General features: G+C 70.9%; 16 protein-coding genes. 9 read left to right on the forward strand and 7 right to left on the reverse strand.

Annotated elements, in window-relative coordinates:
* The first annotated feature begins 258 nt into the window (after positions 1-258).
* Genes ASG30_RS00100 through ASG30_RS00115 form a run of 4 tightly spaced genes read left to right on the forward strand, consistent with a single transcriptional unit; the run spans position 259 to position 6185 of the window.
* Positions 259-1410 carry a pyridoxal phosphate-dependent aminotransferase gene (locus tag ASG30_RS00100; RefSeq protein ID WP_055890788.1) on the forward strand — a complete coding sequence of 384 codons (1152 nt, stop codon included), beginning with the start codon at positions 259-261 and terminating at the stop codon, positions 1408-1410.
* Positions 1407-3527, forward strand: a complete 2121-nt coding sequence (locus ASG30_RS00105; RefSeq protein ID WP_055890790.1) for a hydantoinase/oxoprolinase family protein — start codon at positions 1407-1409, stop codon at positions 3525-3527. Before ASG30_RS00100 ends, ASG30_RS00105 begins: the two co-directional genes overlap by 4 nt.
* Positions 3524-5152, forward strand: a complete 1629-nt coding sequence (locus tag ASG30_RS00110) for a hydantoinase B/oxoprolinase family protein (protein ID WP_055890793.1) — start codon at positions 3524-3526, stop codon at positions 5150-5152. Before ASG30_RS00105 ends, ASG30_RS00110 begins: the two co-directional genes overlap by 4 nt.
* 46 nt (positions 5153-5198) lie before the next feature.
* On the forward strand, positions 5199-6185 hold the full coding sequence (locus ASG30_RS00115; RefSeq protein WP_055890796.1) for a Bug family tripartite tricarboxylate transporter substrate binding protein: 987 nt from the start codon (positions 5199-5201) through the stop codon (positions 6183-6185).
* A gap of 36 nt (positions 6186-6221) precedes the next feature.
* Here ASG30_RS00115 and ASG30_RS00120 read toward each other — a convergent pair whose 3' ends face one another.
* Positions 6222-7178 (reverse strand): LysR family transcriptional regulator, encoded by a 957-nt coding sequence (locus ASG30_RS00120; protein WP_055890799.1) that lies wholly within the window; start codon positions 7176-7178, stop codon positions 6222-6224.
* A gap of 3 nt (positions 7179-7181) precedes the next feature.
* Entirely contained in the window at positions 7182-8084 is a 903-nt protein-coding gene (locus ASG30_RS00125) for an EamA family transporter (RefSeq protein WP_055890802.1), read from the reverse strand.
* Positions 8085-8212: 128 nt separating this feature from the next.
* On the opposite strand from ASG30_RS00125, the gene ASG30_RS00130 reads away from it, so the two are divergent.
* The 5 genes from ASG30_RS00130 to ASG30_RS00150 all read left to right on the forward strand — a co-directional run bounded on the left by ASG30_RS00130 (position 8213) and on the right by ASG30_RS00150 (position 11699).
* Positions 8213-9463 (forward strand): NAD(P)/FAD-dependent oxidoreductase, encoded by a 1251-nt coding sequence (locus ASG30_RS00130; protein ID WP_055890804.1) that lies wholly within the window; start codon positions 8213-8215, stop codon positions 9461-9463.
* Between the two features lie 19 nt (positions 9464-9482).
* On the forward strand, positions 9483-10463 hold the full coding sequence (locus ASG30_RS00135) for a Bug family tripartite tricarboxylate transporter substrate binding protein (protein WP_055890806.1): 981 nt from the start codon (positions 9483-9485) through the stop codon (positions 10461-10463).
* A gap of 2 nt (positions 10464-10465) precedes the next feature.
* A complete protein-coding gene (locus tag ASG30_RS00140) occupies positions 10466-11188 on the forward strand; it encodes a haloacid dehalogenase type II (protein ID WP_055890809.1) in 723 nt (240 codons plus the stop codon).
* A gap of 107 nt (positions 11189-11295) precedes the next feature.
* Positions 11296-11514 (forward strand): hypothetical protein, encoded by a 219-nt coding sequence (locus tag ASG30_RS00145; protein WP_055890812.1) that lies wholly within the window; start codon positions 11296-11298, stop codon positions 11512-11514.
* On the forward strand, positions 11511-11699 hold the full coding sequence (locus ASG30_RS00150) for a hypothetical protein (protein WP_055890814.1): 189 nt from the start codon (positions 11511-11513) through the stop codon (positions 11697-11699). Before ASG30_RS00145 ends, ASG30_RS00150 begins: the two co-directional genes overlap by 4 nt.
* Here ASG30_RS00150 and ASG30_RS00155 read toward each other — a convergent pair.
* The 5 genes from ASG30_RS00155 to gspL are packed head-to-tail and all read right to left on the reverse strand — an operon-like array spanning position 11696 to position 17801.
* Positions 11696-13090 (reverse strand): GspE/PulE family protein, encoded by a 1395-nt coding sequence (locus ASG30_RS00155; protein WP_055890817.1) that lies wholly within the window; start codon positions 13088-13090, stop codon positions 11696-11698. The two genes, ASG30_RS00150 and ASG30_RS00155, sit on opposite strands and share 4 nt — an antisense overlap.
* Positions 13090-15294: a type II secretion system secretin GspD gene (gene gspD, locus ASG30_RS00160; protein WP_055890819.1), complete on the reverse strand. Its 2205-nt coding sequence runs from the start codon at positions 15292-15294 to the stop codon at positions 13090-13092. Before gspD ends, ASG30_RS00155 begins: the two co-directional genes overlap by 1 nt.
* 4 nt (positions 15295-15298) lie before the next feature.
* On the reverse strand, positions 15299-16093 hold the full coding sequence (gene gspN, locus ASG30_RS00165; protein WP_082521787.1) for a type II secretion system protein N: 795 nt from the start codon (positions 16091-16093) through the stop codon (positions 15299-15301).
* Between the two features lie 20 nt (positions 16094-16113).
* Entirely contained in the window at positions 16114-16596 is a 483-nt protein-coding gene (gene gspM, locus ASG30_RS00170) for a type II secretion system protein GspM (RefSeq protein ID WP_055890822.1), read from the reverse strand.
* Entirely contained in the window at positions 16593-17801 is a 1209-nt protein-coding gene (gspL, locus tag ASG30_RS00175) for a type II secretion system protein GspL (RefSeq protein WP_055890825.1), read from the reverse strand. Before gspL ends, gspM begins: the two co-directional genes overlap by 4 nt.
* Positions 17802-17832: the final 31 nt, after the last annotated feature.

Raw genomic sequence — 17832 nt, forward strand, 5'->3', positions numbered from 1 at the left:
CGCTTTTTTCGTTTGGAGTCGCCAGCCGAGCACGCGCGACTTATCTCTCGGGGCGAATAGTCGATCGTTCGTTTTCATTTGTCGCGAACAAACACCGAACCTATTCTCCAAACACGCTCCCGGCCGCAGGCCCCCTGACCCCGACAGCAACCACCAGCGCCGCCCCCGCGCAGCTGGCGAAGCCTTGACCGTCCAAAGGATGAAGACGTGATCCACATCGCCGATCGACTGAATCGAATCAAACCGTCCCCGAGCTCCATGGCCGGCCAGCGCGTGCGCGAGCTGCGCGCCGCCGGGCGCGACGTCCTGGGCCTCACCGCCGGCGAGCCGGACTTCGACACGCCGCTGCACATCCGGCAGGCCGCGCAGCGGGCGATGGAAGCGGGCAAGACCAAGTACACCGACGTCGGGGGCACGCCCGAGCTCAAGGCGGCCATCCGCGACAAGTTCGCGCGGGAGAACGGGCTGCACTACGAGACCAGCGAGATCATCGCGTGCACCGGCGCCAAGCAGGCCATCTTCAACGCCCTGATGTGCACGGTCGAGCACGGCGCCGAGGTGATCATCCCCGCACCCTGCTGGGTGTCCTATCCGGACATCGTCCGGCTGGCCGGAGGATCACCGGTGCTGGTCCCATGCGATGCCGCCTCCGGCTTCAAGCTGACGCCGGACCAGCTCGAGCGCGCCATCACGCCGCGCACGCGGTGGCTGCTGCTCAATTCGCCGAACAACCCCAGCGGCGCGGTCATCACGCGCGACGAGATGCGCGCGCTGGCCGACGTGCTGCTGCGCCACCCGCACGTGTGCATCCTCGCGGACGACATCTACGAGCACCTGGTCTACGACGACCGCGAGTTCGTCACGCCCGCGCAGGTCGAGCCGCGGCTGAGGGACAGGACCCTGACCGTCAACGGCGTCTCCAAGGCCTACGCCATGACCGGCTGGCGCATCGGCTATGCCGCCGGCCCCGCCGCGCTGATCAAGAACATGGTCAAGCTGCAGTCGCAGAGCACGTCCAATCCGTCGTCCATCTCGCAGGCCGCCGCCGTCGCCGCCCTGAACGGGCCGCAGGACTTCATCCCCGAAACGCGCGCCGTCTTCCAGCGGCGCCGCGACCTGGTCGTGGAGCTGTTGAACCAGGCGCCCGGCGTGCGCTGCCACCGGCCCGAGGGCGCGTTCTACCTGTTCGCGTCCTGCGAAGGCGCCATCGGCAAGAAGTCGCCGCGAGGCTCGACCATCGCCACCGACATGGACTTCACGCTGCACCTGCTGGACGCCGCCAACATCGCCGTGATCCAGGGCGACGCCTACGGACTCTCGCCGTTCTTCCGCATCTCCTTCGCGGATTCGGAGGAGCGCCTGCGCGAGGGGTGCCGGCGCATCCGCCTGGCGTGCGAGGAGCTCGCATGAAGGCGCAGCAGACGAAGGACTGGGCGATCGGCATCGACATCGGGGGCACGTTCACCGACGTCGTCGCCCTGGATTACGCCGCGGGCAAGCTGCACAGCCTGAAGGTGCTGACGACGCACGGCGATCCCACCGAAGCCGTGATCAGTGGCGTCACCGGGCTGCTCCATTCCTGCGACATCGATCCTTCGCGGGTCACGCGGGTGGTGCATGCCACGACGCTGTTCACCAACGCGCTGATCGAAAGAGGCGGCGTGCGCACCGGCCTGCTGACGAACGAAGGCTTCTCCGACGTCATCGAGATCGGCCACGAGCGCAAGTACGACCTCTACGACCTGACGATCGAGCGCGCGCCGGCGCTGGTGCCGCGCAACCTGCGCCAGGAGATCGGCGGTCGGCTGGACGCGCAGGGCAACGAGCTGGAACCGCTGGACCGCACCGGCGTGCGCGCCGCCGTCCGGCGCCTGGTCGATGCCGGCGTGGAGTCGGTCGCGGTCTGCCTGCTCCACTCGTACGCTTCCGGACAGCACGAGAGGGCGGTGGCCGAATGGATCCGGCAGGACTTCCCCGATCTCGGACTCACGCTGTCGTGCGACGTGGCGCCCGTGATCCGGGAGTTCGAACGGGTCTCGACGACGGTCGCCAATGCCTACATCAAGCCGCTGGCCACGCGGTACCTCGACTCGCTGGAGACGCGCCTGGCGGCCCTGGGCCTGCGAAGCGGCGTCCTCATGATGCTGTCCAACGGCGGCCTGAGCCACGTCTCGGACGCCAAGCGCAACCCGATCGAGCTGCTCGAATCCGGACCGGCCGCCGGCGCCATCTCGGCCACGCACTACGGCCAGCGCGACGGCCATTCCGACCTGCTCGCCTTCGACATGGGCGGCACCACGGCCAAGCTGTGCCTCGTCGAGCACGCCAAGCCGTCGATCGCCTTCGGCTTCGAGGCCGCCCGGCGCAAGCGTTTCGCCGAAGGCAGCGGACTGCCGCTGAAGATCACGACGGTCGACCTGATCGAGATCGGCGCCGGCGGCGGCAGCATCGCCCACCGCGACCTGCTGGGCCTGCTCAAGGTCGGGCCCGCGAGTGCGGGCTCGGAGCCGGGGCCCGCCTGCTATGGGCGCGGAGGCGAGCAACCCACCGTCACGGACGCGAACCTCGTGCTCGGTTACCTCAACCCGGGCTATTTCGCCGGCGGCACGCTGCACATCGACACGGAGCTCGCCCGCCAGTCGCTGGACGGCCTGGCCCGCTCGATCGAGCGCGACGTGGTGGAAGTGGCCTGGGGCGTGCACGACATCGTGGCCGAGAACATGGCTGGCGCTGCGCGCGTGCACGTCGCCGAGCGCGGCCGCGACCCGCGTGATTTCGTGCTGCTGTGCACGGGCGGCGGCGGCCCCCTGCATTCGTACTACGTGGCGCAGAAGATCGGCGTGCGGACCATCATCTGCCCGCCCGCGGCCGGCGTGGCGTCGGCCTACGGATTGCTGGTGGCGCCCGCGCGCGCCGACCGCTCCAGGACCGTCACGTTCCGGCCCGCGACGAATTCGCTGGAAGAGCTCGAGCAGGCGTTCACCGCCCTGGAGCGCGACGCGCAAGCGGCGCTGGACAACGTCTCCACCACGTTCGGCCCGGCCCGGCTCACCCGCCAGGCGGACGGGCGCTTCGTCGGCCAGGGCTTCAACCTGTCGGTGACGCTGCCGGCCGGTCCCTACGCCGGCGACGGTGCGCCGTCGGTGCAGGCCACCCGCAGCGCGCTGGTCGATGCGTTCGAGGCGGTGTACCGCGAGAAGTTCGGGCGCACGCCGCCCGACGTGCCGGTGGAGCTGGTCAACCTGCGGGTGTCCGGCGAGTCGCCGCCGCGCAAGCAGTTCGAACCCGACAGCCTGCCGACCGGCGAGAAGGCGAGCCCGAAGGCGATGCGGCAGGTCTATTTCAAGGAAGCCGGTGACTACGTGCCCACGCCGGTGTTCGAGCGGTCCGCATTGCGGGCCGGCTTCACCGCTGAAGGCCCGCTGCTGATCGAGGACGCGAGCTCGACCCTGGTGGTCGGGCCGAGAGGACACGTCCAGCAGTCCCCGAGCGGAAACCTGGTGATCACGATCAAGGACGCAGCATGACGACCAAGACCCCTGCCGCCGCGGACACGGGCGCCACCGATCCGATCTTCCTGGAAGTGTTCTGGACCCGCGTGCGTTCGATCGCGGACGAGGCGGCCAAGCTGATCGTCCGCACGTCGTTCTCGACCCTGTCTTCGGAGGCCAACGACTTCGCCGTCGTCGTCACCGACTCGCAAGGCCGGTCGCTGGCCGAGAACAGCGGGAGCATCCCCTCGTTCATCGGCACGCTGCCGCGCACGGTGCGTGCCGTGCTCGACCAGGTCGGCGCGGGCGCGATGGAACCGGGCGACGTGTTCATCACCAACAACCCCTGGATCGGCACCGGCCACCTCAACGACGTGTGCCTGGTCAAGCCGATCTTCCATCAGGCGCGCCTGGTGGGCTTCGCGGCGACGGCCGGCCACGTGCCGGACATCGGCGGCAAGATCCGCTCGGTCGACGCCCGCGAGCTGTTCGAGGAAGGGTTCCACATCCCCGTCATGCGGCTGCTGCGCAACGGCCGGCCCGACGAGTCGCTGCTGACCCTCATCCGCACCAACGTGCGGACCCCCGAGCAGACCGTCGGCGACATCTGGTCGCAAGTGGGCGCGGTGGAACTGATCGCGACGCGCCTGGGTGAAGTGCTGGGCGAGTACGGCCTGGCCGGCATCGACGACCTGGCGGCCGCCCTGTTCGACCGCAGCGAAGCGGCCATGCGGGAGGCGATCCGCAAGATCCCCGAAGGCGAATACCGCTACGAGATGGAGACCGACGGCTTCGACCAGAGGCTGCGGTTCGTGGTCGCCGTGCGCGTGGCCGATGGCCGCGTCGAGTGCGATTTCACCGGCACGTCCGGGCAGCAGCCGCGCGCGATCAATTGCGTGCTGGCCTACACGTCGGCGATGACGGTTTACGCGATCAAGTGCCTGCTGCTTCCCGAGCTGTCGAACAACGATGGGCTGTTCCGCCCGATCGTGGCGATCGCCCCGGCGGGGACCATCCTCAACCCCAACTCGCCGGCCCCTGTCGGTGGTCGCGCGTGTACCGGCCACTACGTGCCGGTGGCGATCTTCGGCGCACTGGCCTCGGTGCTGCCCGACCGCGTGATGGCGGGTGCGGGGTCGCCGCTGTGGATCGCCAACCTCTCGGGGACGCGCAGCAACGGCAAGCCTTTCGCCACCGTCCTTTTCTACAACGGTGGACTGGGCGCGACCGCGGGCAAGGACGGCTCTTCGGCGATGTCCTGGCCGAGCAACATCTCTCCCACCCCCATCGAGGTGGCGGAGCGGGACAGCCCGCTGTTCTTCCGCTACAAGCGGCTGCGGCCCGGCTCGGGCGGGGCCGGCCGGTTCCGCGGCGGCCTCGGCGAAGAGATCTGTTTCGTCAACCGGCACGAGACGCCCGTGTCCATCGTGTTCCTGACGGAGCGGATCCGCGTGCCCGCGCCGGGTCTTGCGGGCGGCGGCCACGGCGCCTGCGGCGAGGTGCTGGTCAATGGCGTGGCCATCGACAGCCGGCGGCCCCACGTCCTGGCCCCCAATGACGAAGTGATCTTGCGCACGCCCGGTGGCGGGGGCTACGGCCCCCTTGCCGAGCGCGACGAGAACCTCGTTTCAGCGGACCGGCTGCACGGCTACGCCCGCTGATGCCGCCGCCGATGTTTCCTTCACTTTCCTTCCTGAGGTGTCACTGATGAAAAGCTTCGCCCTGTCCGTGTCCAGCGTGCTCCTCGCGGCCGTGCTGCCGCTCTGCGTGGCCCACGCGCAGGAGTCCGCCGCGACCTTTCCCACCAAGCCGATCAAGATGGTGGTGCCGTACCCGCCCGGCGGCTCGACCGACGCGCTGGCGCGCACCCTGGCGCTCAAGCTCCAGCAGCGCCTGGGGCAGTCGGTCGTGGTGGAGAACAAGCCCGGCGCGGGCAGCAACCTCGGGGCGCAGTTCGTGGCCTCCGCGCCCCCGGACGGCTACACGCTGCTGCTCGGGACCTCGGCCGCGCTGGCCGTCAACGCCCACCTCTACAAGCAGCTCGCCTACCACCCCCTGAAGAACTTTGCGCCGGTGGTGCTGGCGACCACGCTGCCCAGCCTGGTGGTGGTGAATCCCTCCGTGCCCGTGCGGACGATGAAGGAACTCAACCAGTACCTCATCGCCAACCCGGACAAGGTGAACTACGCGTCGGCGGGGAACGGAACGCCCGCGCACCTGGGCGCCGAGATGTACAAGAAGGCCACCGGCGCCAAGATCAGCCACGTGCCCTACCGGGGCGGCGCCCCGGCGCTGACCGACCTGATCGGCGGCCAGACGCAGATGATGATCGCCATCCTTCCGGAGGTGATGCCGTTCGTGAAGGACGGCAAGCTGCGCGCCCTGGCCGTCACCACCGAACGACGCACCGCGCTCGCGCCCGACCTGCCGACCGTCGCCGAATCCGGCGTGCCCAACTACGAGCTGACCGCCTGGTACGCCATCGTGGCGCCCGCCGGCACGCCGGCCGACATCGTGGCCAAGCTGAACAAGGCCTTCAATTCGGCACTGGAAGACACCGAGACGCGCGACAAGCTGCGCGAAGCCGGCTTCGAGATCGCCGGCGGCACGCCGGAGAAACTGGGCGAGTTGATGCGCTCGGAGTCCCGCAAGTGGGAGAAGGTGGTCCAGGACGCCAACGTCAAGGTCGACTGAGCGCAAACAACGTCGGCAGCGCAGGCAGCGCCGGGGCTACTTCCTGGCGCTCTCGCCGAACTGCCGCATCAGCGAAACGCCCTCGGGCAGCTCCTTCCTTTCGATGCTGGCCAGCAGCACCTCCAGCAGGTGCCTGGCGGTCGGCGAGATCGACCGCAGGCGGCGCGTGATCAGGAAGATCTCGCGGCTGAGGGCCGGGTCGGTCAGCTCCCGGAACGTCAGGCCCTGGAAGCTGCCGGCCTTGGTGGCCAGAGCCGGCACGATCGAATAGCTGGTGCCCGTCGTCAGCAGGGCGAACAGGGCCGTGGTCCCGGAAACCTCGTCGTGTTCGTCGTTGACGATGGGCAGCTCGGCCGCGTGCGCCGCGAGGAAGGAGCCGACGTCGGTGTCGCGGCTGAAGGCTACGTAGTCCCTGGAGGGCAGGTCCTTCCACCGCAGCGGTTGCGTGCGCTGCACCAGCGCATGGTCGGGCCGGCAGACCACGCCATAGCGGTCCGAGATCAGCGGCGAGTAGTCCAGGTCGTCGAAGCCCTTGTGCCGGGCGGTGATGCCGAAGTCCACCTCCCCGTCCAGCACCATCTGTTCGATCCTCAGCGCGCCCGCGTCGCGAAGCGAGATCGTCACGTCCGGGAACTGCTCGCGGAAGGCGGGGATCGCGATGGAGAGGAACTGGTAGATCACCGAGGGGATGGCGGCCACCTTGATGTGGCCCTTCTGCCCATGCGCCAGGGCGCGCAGGTCCCCCACGGCGTTGTCGAACTCGCGCAGGATCTTGTCGGCCTGCGGCCGGAACAGCGCACCGGCCTCGGTCATCACGACCCTTCGCGTCGTGCGGTCGAAGAGCTTGAGGCCGACCGCTTCCTCCAGCTGCTGGATGGTCGCGGTCAGGGCCGATTGCGTCAGGAAGAGGCGCGAGGAAGCGGTGGTGAACGAACCCGATTCGGCGACCGCGAGGAAGCAGCGCAGGTGGCGCAGTGAAACAGCTCGCTCCATCCGCTACCTCCGATCGGCCGCGGGCGATGCCATCGCCCGGGTTCCCTGCGGCCAAAACAGGTTCAGCGCCAGCCCACTGATCACCAGCGCCGCCGCCACCAGCTTCCACGCGGGCAGCGGCTCGCCCAGCCAGACCGCCGACGCGCCCATCCCGAACACCGGGATCAGCAAGGCCAGCGGCGTGACGGTGGCCGCGGTGTAGCGCGAGAGCAGCCAGTTCCACGCCGCGTACCCGAACAGCGAGTTGGCCCACGACTGCCAGGCCACGGCGGCCCAGGCGCCGGTCGATGCCTGCTGCACGCTCGTGCTCATCCGATCCCAGCCCTCGAACGTTAACGAAAGTGCGAACAGCACCGGCACCGCGAACGCCGACGACCACACCACGTAAGCCAGCATGTTGATGCTTCCCGCTCGCTTGGTCAGGATGTTGCCACCGGCCCAGGAGGCCGCGGCGCCCAGCACCAGCAGCAGGCCGGCCACGGTGGTGGTGGCGTCGGTGTGCCAGCCCACCACCGCCAGTCCCGTGGCCGCGATCAACACCGCCAGCAGCTGGTGGCCGCGCAGGCGCTCGCCGGCCAGCCACATGGCCAGGCCGATGGTGAAGAACACCTGCGTCTGCACCACCAGCGATGCGAGCCCGGGCGAGATGCGGCCGTCGATCGCGATGTACAAGAGGCCGAACTGGCCCGCGCCGATCAAGAGGCCGTAGCCGGCCAGGTTGGCCAGGCCCACGCGCGGGCGCGGCAGGAAGAAGATGGCAGGCACCAGCGCCAGCAGGAAGCGCAGCGCGCCCAGCAGCAACGGCGGCAACTCGTCGAGCGCCGCCCGGATCACCACGAAGTTGGTGCCCCAGACGGCGACGACGGCGAGCGCCAGCAGCGCGTGGGCGGGCTTGATGCGGGACATGCGTCGAGCATAGGCGCAGCGGCAAGCGCGTCATTGATGAAATCTCGATGGGCCACTGATGCGTGCGAACGTTTCTCGTACCACCCGCGCGGCTCAGGCGCGGGCGCACCGCTGGCTACACTGGCCCCATGCATCTCGTCGTGCTCGGCACCGGCATCGTGGGCACCTGCGCGGGCGCCTGGCTGCAGCGCGATGGGCACCGCATCACCTTCGTGTCGCCGGTCCCGCCGGGCGAAGCCTGCTCGTTCGGCAATGCGGGCTCGCTCTCGCCCAGCGCCTGCCTGCCGGTGGGCATGCCGGGGATGTGGAAGCAGGTGCCCGGCTGGCTGCGCGACCCGGAAGGGCCGCTCGCGATCCGGCCGGCCTACCTGCCGGCGCTGCTGCCGTGGCTGCTGCGGTTCCTGCGGCATTCGAGCCGCGAGGAAGTGGTGCGCATCGCCACCGCGATGCGCGGCCTGCTGGCGCCCATCTTCGAGAGCTATGCGCCGCTGCTGGAGCGCGCGGGGGCGACGCACCTGGTGCGCCGGACCGGCTGCCTGTACGTCTACGGCTCCGGCCCCTCCGCCGCGCGCTGGCGCTGGGGCATGGACCTGCGCCGCGGCCTCGGCGTGGAGCTGCGGGACATCGGCGAGGACGAACTCGCGCAGATGGCGCCGGACCTGCGCGGGCGCTTCCGCTTCGGCATCCTCGCGCCCGAGAACGGCTCCACCCTCGACCCCGAGGCGCTGGTGAAAGCCCTGCATGCGCAGTGCATCGCGGACGGCGCGGTCACGGTGCAGGACACGGCCACCGGATTCGAGAAGCGCAGCGACACCGTGACCGCGGTGCGCCTCGCCTCCGGCCAGATGCTGCCGTGCGATGGCGTGGTGGTCGCCTCGGGCGCGTGGTCCCGTCCCCTGGCCGCGCAGCTCGGATCGGAGGTGCCGCTGGAGACCCAACGCGGCTACCACGTGACCGTCCAGAGCAACAACCTGCAGCTTCGCCACACGGTGATGGCGCCCGAATACAACCTGATGGTCAACCCGATGGCGATGGGCCTGCGGCTGGCCGGCAGCGTGGAGTTCGCCGGCCTCGCGCCGCCGCCCAACTACCACCGCGCCGACGTGCTGCTGGCCAAGGGCCGCGAGATGTTCCCGCACCTGGACAGCTCGCGCACCACGCGCTGGATGGGCCATCGGCCCTGCCTGCCCGACAGCCTGCCGGTGATCGGGCGGGCGCCGCGCACGGCCAACGCCTGGCTGGCGTTTGGGCATGGCCACGTGGGCATGTGCGCCGGCGCCAGCACCGGCCGCGAGCTCGCGCACCTGGTGGCGGGCCGGCCCACGCAGGTCGACCTGCGGCCGTTCGCGCCGGATCGCTTCCGAACCTTCCACTCCTGACCCCCCAGAAAGGCCGACCATGCCCCAAGCCCTTCGTCGCCGCCGCTTCAATGCCTTCGCGGCGCTGGCCGCCCTGCCCACGCTCACCTTCGCCCAGGCTTTTCCGAGCAAGCCTGTGCGCCTGGTGGTGCCGTTCCCGCCTGGCGGCAGCACGGACCTGCTCGCGCGACGGCTGGGCGAGAAGCTCGCGGTGTCGCTGGGCCAGCCGGTGGTGGTGGACAACCGGCCCGGCGCCGGCGGCACGACCGGCGCGGATTCGGTGGCCAAGTCGGCGCCCGACGGCCACACGCTGCTGATGGGCGTGACGGGCAGCAACGCTATCGCCGCCAGCCTGTACCCCAGGCTGCCCTACGACACGCTGCGCGATTTCACGCCGGTGAGCTCGGTGGTGTCGGCGCCGCTGGTGCTGGCGGTGGGCAGCGGCAGCAACCTGCGCACGGTGCGCGATTTCATCGCCGCGTCCAAGGCCGACCCCATCACCTACGGCACGCCGGGCAACGGGACCTCGATGCACCTGACGGGCGAGATGTTCCACCTGGCCACGGGCGCGCGGCTGACGCACGTGCCGTACAAGGGCAGCGCGCCCGCGCTCAACGACATGCTGGGCGGCAGCCTGCAATCCATGTTCGGCGACCTCCTGGTGCTGCTGCCGCAGATCCGCGCCGGCAAGGTGCGGCCGATCGCGGTGACGTCGCTGCGGCGCCATCCCTTGCTGCCCGAGGTGCCGACGATCGCCGAGAGCGGCGTGGCGGGACTGGAGCGCTTCGAGGCCACGTCCTGGCAGGGGCTGTTCACGCCGGCCGGCCTGCCCCGCGAGGTGCTCGCGCGGCTGAACACCGAGGTGGTGAAGGCGCTGGAGGCGCCCGACATCAAGGAGTTCTTCGGCAGCCAGGGCTTCCTGGTCGGCGGCTCCACGCCCGAGCAGTTCCGCGCCCTGATCGAGGCCGAAGTGCCCAAGTGGGAGCGGGTGATCAAGGCCGCCAACGTGAAGGTGGACTGAGCATGGCCCATGACGCAACCCCGCCGGTCCCGCAGGTGCAGGTGCTGGCCTTCGACATCTTCGGCACCGTGGTCGACTGGCACGGCAGCATCGTGCGCGAGATGCGCGAGCGCCATCCGCAGGTGGACGGCGACGCCTTCGCGCGGGCCTGGCGCGCCGGCTACAAGCCCGCGATGGCGCGCGTGGCCAGCGGCGAGCTGGGCTGGACGCTGATCGACGACCTGCACCGCCTGATTCTCGACGACATCCTGCCGCGGTTCGGCCTCGGACATCTCGGCGAGGCCGAGCGCGCCGAGCTGAACAAGGTCTGGCATCGGCTCGATCCCTGGCCCGACAGCGTGGCCGGGCTTGCGCGGCTCAAGCGCGGCTACGTCATCTGCACGCTGTCGAACGGCAACATCGGCCTGCTCACCCGCATGGCCAAGCGCGCCGGGCTGCCCTGGGACTGCGTGCTGTCGGCCGAGGTGTTCCGCGCGTACAAGCCCGATCCCGCCACCTACCTCGGCGTGGCCAAGGTGTTCGACGTCGAGCCTTCGCAGGTGATGCTGGTGGCGGCCCACCACGACGACCTGGCGGGTGCGCGGCGCTGCGGCCTGCGCACCGCCTACATCGAACGTCCGCTCGAGTTCGGCGCGGCCCAGCCGAAGGACGTCTCGCCCCGGCCGGAGAACGACCTGCACTGCAGTAGCCTGCTGGACCTGGCGGACCGGCTCGGGCTGGCCTGACGGCTGTCGGTGCGGGCTGACATCAAGCCGCGCACCGCGCCGAGTGCGGCCCCACGGCATGCGGCCCAGCATGAAGGCTCGAGCTCACCAGAGGAGCAGGAACCACCATGCCCACCGACACCACGCCCGATCCGCGCGACATGGAGCGCATGCCCGAAGCCCAGCAGATCCCGCAAGCCGAACGCGAGATCGCCGGCAAACCCGACATCCGGCGGCGGCCGCCCCTGCCGGATCGCCCCCAGCCCATGGCGGCCGACATCGAGGACGAGGAGGATGACCCTGTCGTCGAGAGCGGCCCGACCGGTCCGGGAGGCGAGCGCAAATGAACGCCGCACCGCAGCGGCTGCATGACGTGCCGGCGCCGGAGAACGTGCCGCCGGTGAACAACCCCGACCCGCAGCCCGGCGACGAGAAGCCCAGGATGCCGCCCTCGGAAGACGGCCGCAAGAAGGCGCCGGTGGAACTGCCGGGCAAGCCCGGCGTGCCCGAGCGCGTGGAGCCGGACCGCTAGTCGCGCGTGACCCGCAGAACTTCCTCACGCGAGGTGACGCCTTCGCGCACGAGCCGCTCGCCGTCGTCGCGCATCAGCGTCATGCCGGCGCCCAGCGCCGATTCGCGGATGTTCGCTTCCGATGCGCGGTTGTGGATCAGCGTGCGGATCTTCTCGTCGGCCAGCATCAGCTCGAACACGCCCGTGCGGCCCTGGTAGCCGGTCTGCCCGCATTCGCCGCAGCCGCGGCCGGCGCAGTGCGAACACAGCTTGCGCACCAGGCGCTGGGCCAGCACGCCCAGTAGCGAGGAGCTGAGCAGGAAGGGCTCCACGCCCATGTCGGTCAGCCGCGTGACGGCGCTGACGGCGTCGTTGGTGTGCAGCGTGGCCAGCACGAGGTGGCCGGTGAGCGAGGCCTGGATGGCGATCTGCGCGGTCTCGTAGTCGCGGATCTCGCCGATCATGATCACGTCCGGGTCCTGCCGCAGGATGGCGCGCAGGGCCTTGGCGAAGTCCAGGTCGATCTTGGCGTTGACCTGGGTCTGGCCGATGCCGGGCAGCTCGTACTCGATCGGGTCCTCCACCGTCATGATGTTGCTGCTGCCGGCGTCCAGCCGCGACAGCGCCGCATAGAGGGTGGTGGTCTTGCCCGAGCCGGTGGGGCCGGTCACCAGGATGATGCCGTGCGGCTGGCCGATCAGGGCGAGGAAGCGGCGCAGCGTCTCGCCGGTCATGCCCACGGACTCCAGGCTCAGCTTGCTCTCGCTCTTGTCCAGGAGGCGCAGCACGGCGCGTTCGCCGTGCGCGCTGGGCAGGGTGGAGACGCGCACGTCGACCGCGCGCGTGCCGATGCGCAGCGAGATGCGGCCGTCCTGCGGCAGTCGTTTCTCGGCGATGTCCAGGTCGGCCATGATCTTCAGGCGCGAGATCAGCGCCGCGTGCAGCGCGCGGTTGGGCTGCACCACCTCGCGCAGCGTGCCGTCGACGCGGAAGCGCACCGAGGAGTGGCGCTCGTAGGGCTCGATGTGGATGTCGCTGGCGCCGTCGCGCGCGGCCTGCGTCAACAGCGCGTTGAGCATGCGGATGATGGGCGCGTCGTCGCTGGTCTCCAGCAGGTCTTCCACCGCCGGCAGCTCCTGCATCATGCGCGAGAGGTCGGCCTCGTTCTGCACTTCGCTCACCACCGTGGCGGCGCTGGATTCGCCCTGGGCATAGGCAGCGCTGATGCGCTGGGCCAGCGCCTCGGGGGCCAGCTGCTGCAGTTCGCGCACGGGGAACTTGCGCATCACCTCGCTCCAGGCGCTGGGCGCCGGGGAGGCCGCGTGCCAGAGCGTGACCGCCTGGCCGTCGTCCTCCACCAGCAGCTGGTGGCTGCGGGCGAAGCTGTAGGGCAGGGGGTAGCGGGTCGGCATCAGCGGGCGGGGGCTTCGGGCGTCGCGGGGGCGGCGGGCGGCAGCGGCGCGGCCGGCGGCAACGGCGCGGCGGGCGTGGCGCCGGGCACGGCGGCTTCGGCGGGCACCGGCGGGCCGGCGGGCGGCATGCGGCTGGCGGGCACCGGCATCACCGGGCCGTTGTTGACCGGCACCACCAGGCTGGGGGTCGGCTGGGCGGCCTCCTGCTTCAGGCGCATCAGGTCGTAGCGATCCAGCGAGATCTCGTCGGTCTGCGCGGCGTCGCGCACCACCAGCGGCCGCAGGAACACCATCAGGTTGGTCTTGCGGCGGGTGCGCGCCTCGCTGCGGAACAGGTTGCCGACCACCGGCACGTCACCCAGCAGGGGCACCTTCTCCTGGCTGCCGTTGTACTCGTCCTGCAGCAGGCCGCCCAGCACCACGATGGCGCCGTCGTCGACCAGCACGTTGGATTCGATGGAACGCTTGTTGGTGATCAGGCCGGTGGCCGAGTTGATCGACGCGGCCTGCACGCTCGAGACCTCCTGGAAGATCTGCATCTTCACCGTGCCGTTCTCGCTGATCTGCGGCCGCACGCGCAGCGTGAGGCCCACGTCCTTGCGCTCGATGGTCTGGAACGGGTTGACCGCGCCGTTGGCGGCGCCGGTGTTGGTGAACTGGCCGGTGACGAACGGGACGTTCTGGCCGATGACGATGCGCGCCTCCTCGTTGTCCAGCGTCAGCAGGTTGGGCGTGGAGAGGATGTTGGCGTCTGCGTTCGACTCCAGGAAGCGCGCCAGCGCGCCCAGGATGTAGGTGCCGTTGATGTTGCGCAGCAGGCCCAGGTTGATGCCGTTGGAGGGCGCCGTGATGTTGCCGCTGGCCGCGCCCAGCTGCAGGTTGATGATGTTGGCGCCGCCCGTGTTGAAGTTGGTGCCCAGCACGCCGATGTTCTTGTCGCCCCGGTTGCCGAAGGCGTTCTGCCACTGGATGCCGAATTCGGCGGCCTTGTCGGCGTTCACCTCGGCGATCAGGCTTTCGACGAACACCTGCGCGCGGCGCGAATCCAGCCGGTCGATCACCGCACGCAGCTGGCGGTACTGCGGCTCCGGCGCCGTGATGATCAGCGAGTTGGTGGCCGGGTCGGCCTGGATCTGCCCGCCGGTGGAGGGCTGCGCGGCCGGTTGTGCCGCGGCCGCGGCGGGGCCGGCTCCGGTGGCGCCGCCCGTCCCCATGCCGGTCGGGGTGGTGGCGGGCAGGCTGGTGCTGATCGTGCCCGGGGAGCCCGGCAGGCCGCCGGTGATGCCGGTCGTGCCGCCGGTGGACATGCCGGCCATCGCCGCGCGCAGCGTCGTGGCCAGCCGCACCGAGTCGGCGTTCTTCAGGTAGACCACGTAGATGTTGCCGGTCGGGTTCTGCGGCGTCGGCTGGTCCAGCCGCGCGACCAGGCTGCGCACCAGGTTGAGCCGCGCCGGGTTGGCCGCGCGCACGATCAGGCTGTTGCTGCGCGACTCGGCGATCACCGCCGTGCGGAACGACGTGTCGGCCTGGCCCTGCCCCGCGGCGGCGGGGGTCGCGCCGCCGCTGTCCACCAGCCGCTGCACCACCGGCGCCAGGTCGGCGGCCAGCCCGTTCTGCAGCGGGATCACCTCCACGTCGGTGGCGTTGGGGTTGTCCAGCGCCGAGATGATGCGGCCGATGCGCTGCAGGTTGTCGGCGTAGTCCGTGATCACCAGCGAGTTGTTGCCGGGGTTCACGTTGATCGTGTTGTTGGGGCTGATCAGCGGCCGCAGGATCGGCACCAGGTTGTTGGCGGTCTCGTGGCTGAGGCGGAAGATCTGCGTCACCACTTGCGAGCCGCCGGGGGGCGGGCCGACCGACACGGCGCCGGTCTGCAGCTTGGCGTCGGCTTCCGGGACCACCTTGTAGAGGCCGGCCGACTCCACCACCGTGAAGCCCGAGAGCCGCAGCGTGGAGACGAACTGGTTGAACGCGGTCTGCGGCGGCACCGGCCTTTCGGTCGCCAGCGAGATCGTGCCCTTCACGCGGGGGTCGACCACGATGTTGCGCCCGGTGATGGCCGCCATCGTTCGCGCCACCGCATCGATCTCGGCGTTGACGAAGTTGAGCGTCACGGGCTCACGGGCGCGCTGCGCGTGCACGCCGCCGGGGCCGGCCAGGGCAGCCGCCGCCAGGAGGGAAAGCAGGGCACGGGAGAGGTTCATGACGTCAGCCTATGGTGATGATGGAGCGGGCCCCGTTGCGGCGGCCGATGATGTTCAGGAGATTGGCCAGCGCGGCCTCGCGCTCGGGCGCGGCGGTGGCTTCGCCGGTGAAGCGCAGGCGGGAGCCGACCCACTGGCCGTTGCCCGTGAGCTGCAGCGCGCCTTCCAGCGTGGACAGCTGCACCGTGGGCACCGCGCCGCCGGCGAGCACCACGCGGTAGCTGCCGAGGGGCCGCAGGGTGGACACCCGAGAGGCCATGCGTTGAGCGGTCATCTCCGCCCTCCCGTTGACGGCCAGACGGCCTTCGGTCCATTCTAGTGACAGGGACTGCGTCCGCAGGTCCAGTTCGCCGTCGAGTTGCAGCGTGTTCCAGGGGGTGCCCAGGCCGGCGAGCAGCGACGCCGGCCACTGCGACTGGCCGTCCGCCACGCGGATGGAGGTGCTGCGCCAGCCCGGTCGCCAGTCGAACGACAGCGGCACCGGCGTGCAGCACTCCGAGGCCAGCGCGACGCGCAGGCCCCCGAAGCCGGGGCGGATGCGCCAGGTCAGTCGGGTGGGCAGGGCGGCGGCGTCGCTGCTGCCGGCCCCGCCCGTGAGCACCAGGCGGGCCGATCCGGTCCAGAGGCTGCCGCGCGCATCGATGAGCTGGACCTGCGCGCCGGTGGCGGCGACCACGCGGTCGGCCAGCCAGGACGCCGGCAGGAAGGCCGGCAACGCGATCGCCAGGCCGAGCAGCAGTCCCCCGGCGGCCCAGCGCCAGGGAGCGGGAGCGACGGATGCGATGCTGGTGCGCGCCACCCTTTGCGTCTTCCGGCAGGTCAGCGCGGCGGCAGGGACAGGACCAGCGTGCCGTCCCAGCCCCCGCCCGCGCCGCGCGTCAGGCGCGCTTCGACCGGCACCGCGCGGGCGTTGACCCGTGCCTGCGACAGCCAGGTGGCCAGGGCGTCGGGCGGCGTGCCGGCCAGCGTGAGCGTGACCCGGTCGCCGGCCACGGCCATGCGGGCACCGGTGCCCAGGCGCTGGCGCACCGAAGCCTCCAGCAGCCGCATCGACTCGTCCTGGTTCTGCTTGGGTTGCGATTGCAGCGATTGCGCCTGCTGCTGCAGGGCGCGCATGCGCGCGAGCTGGGCGTCCACCGACTGGTGCTGCTGGTCGGACGCGCGCAGCACCGCCAGCGCCGGCGCGATCCCCAGCCACCAGAGCAGCGCCAGCAGCACCAGCGCCGCCGCGCCGCCCGCGAGCATCTTCTCGCGCGGCGCCAGGCCGGCCCAGGCGGCGGTCCACTGCGGCGACATCTTCATGGCTGCGCCTCCGGACGCACGACCAGCGTGTCGCCTTGCACGTTGGCGGCATAGCCCTGCGAGCGCAGGCCCTGCAGCAGGGGCTTGGCCTCGGCTTCGTTGCCGGCGAGCCCGCGCAGGCGGACCTCGGTGCCGTTGAATTCGATCGCGGTCGCCGTGCGGCCGGGCGGGGCGCTGGTGGCGACCACGCCCAGCACGGTCTCCAGGTCGCGTCCGGACGCGCTGCCGGTCGCCTGGCGCAGGGCGGCCACTTCGCGTTCCATCTGCACCGGCGCGTCGACCACGGCCCGCACCTGCGGGAAGGTCTGCGTGAGCAGGGTGCGCGTGGCATCGCGCTTGCTGGCCAACGCCGAGCGTTCCTTCCAGGCCCAGGCGTTCAGCCCGACCAGCTGCACCGCCACCAGCAGCACGGCGCCCCAGCGGGCCGGACGCCACTGCGGCGCGCGCAGGAAGCCGGCCCAGCCGGTGGAGAGTTTCTTGAAGGCGCGGTCGCGGCCGGTGCTGGCGAATTCCAGTTGCGCCAGGTCCCACCGCGAGCGGGCTGCCTGCAGCAGGCGCGGCGCCGGTTGCTGCAGCTGCGGCGGGTGCTGCAGCACCTGTTCGGCCAGCGTCGCGACTGCCGGTTCGGCCACCACCGGCGTGTTCTCCGGCAGCGTGGGCAAGAGACCCAGGGAGGCGGCGGTCAGCGGCAGGAGGTAGACGCCGTCGCGGCCGGCGCAGACCAGGCGCGCGCCATCCGGCTCGCCCACGGCGTAGAGCGCCGGATCGCCCTCGGGCGCGAATTCGGGAACGATGCGCGAGACCGGGCGGCCGGCCGACTCCAGCGCCTGCACCGCATCGCGCAGCCAGCCGCGGTCGCACACCGAGACCCACACGGGTCCGCCCGCCTGGCCGCGTGGCTCCAGTGCGAAGTGCAGGTTCTCGGGCTCGTCCAGCAGCCGGTCTTCCAGCACGCCTTCGAGCACCGCGCGCAGTCGGGGCGAGCGCGGGCCCAGTCCCTTGGGCAGCTCGACCCTGTGCCAGGACAGGGCGGCCGCCGGGGCGACCAGCACCACTTCGCTGCCTGCGCCCGAAGCCGCGGGCAGCAGGGCGACGGGGGCGGCGGCCTGGGTCGTGGGGGTCCGGCCGTCGCTGGACAGGACGTACGGGAGTTCGGTCTGTGCCGTGACGGGCGTGGCCGGGAGCAGGACGTAGAGCGAACTCATGGGAGCGACGATTGTAGGGAGGGCGGCAACT

It is taken from the genome of Ramlibacter sp. Leaf400 (assembly GCF_001424545.1).
In the GTDB taxonomy this organism is placed as follows: domain Bacteria; phylum Pseudomonadota; class Gammaproteobacteria; order Burkholderiales; family Burkholderiaceae_C; genus Ramlibacter.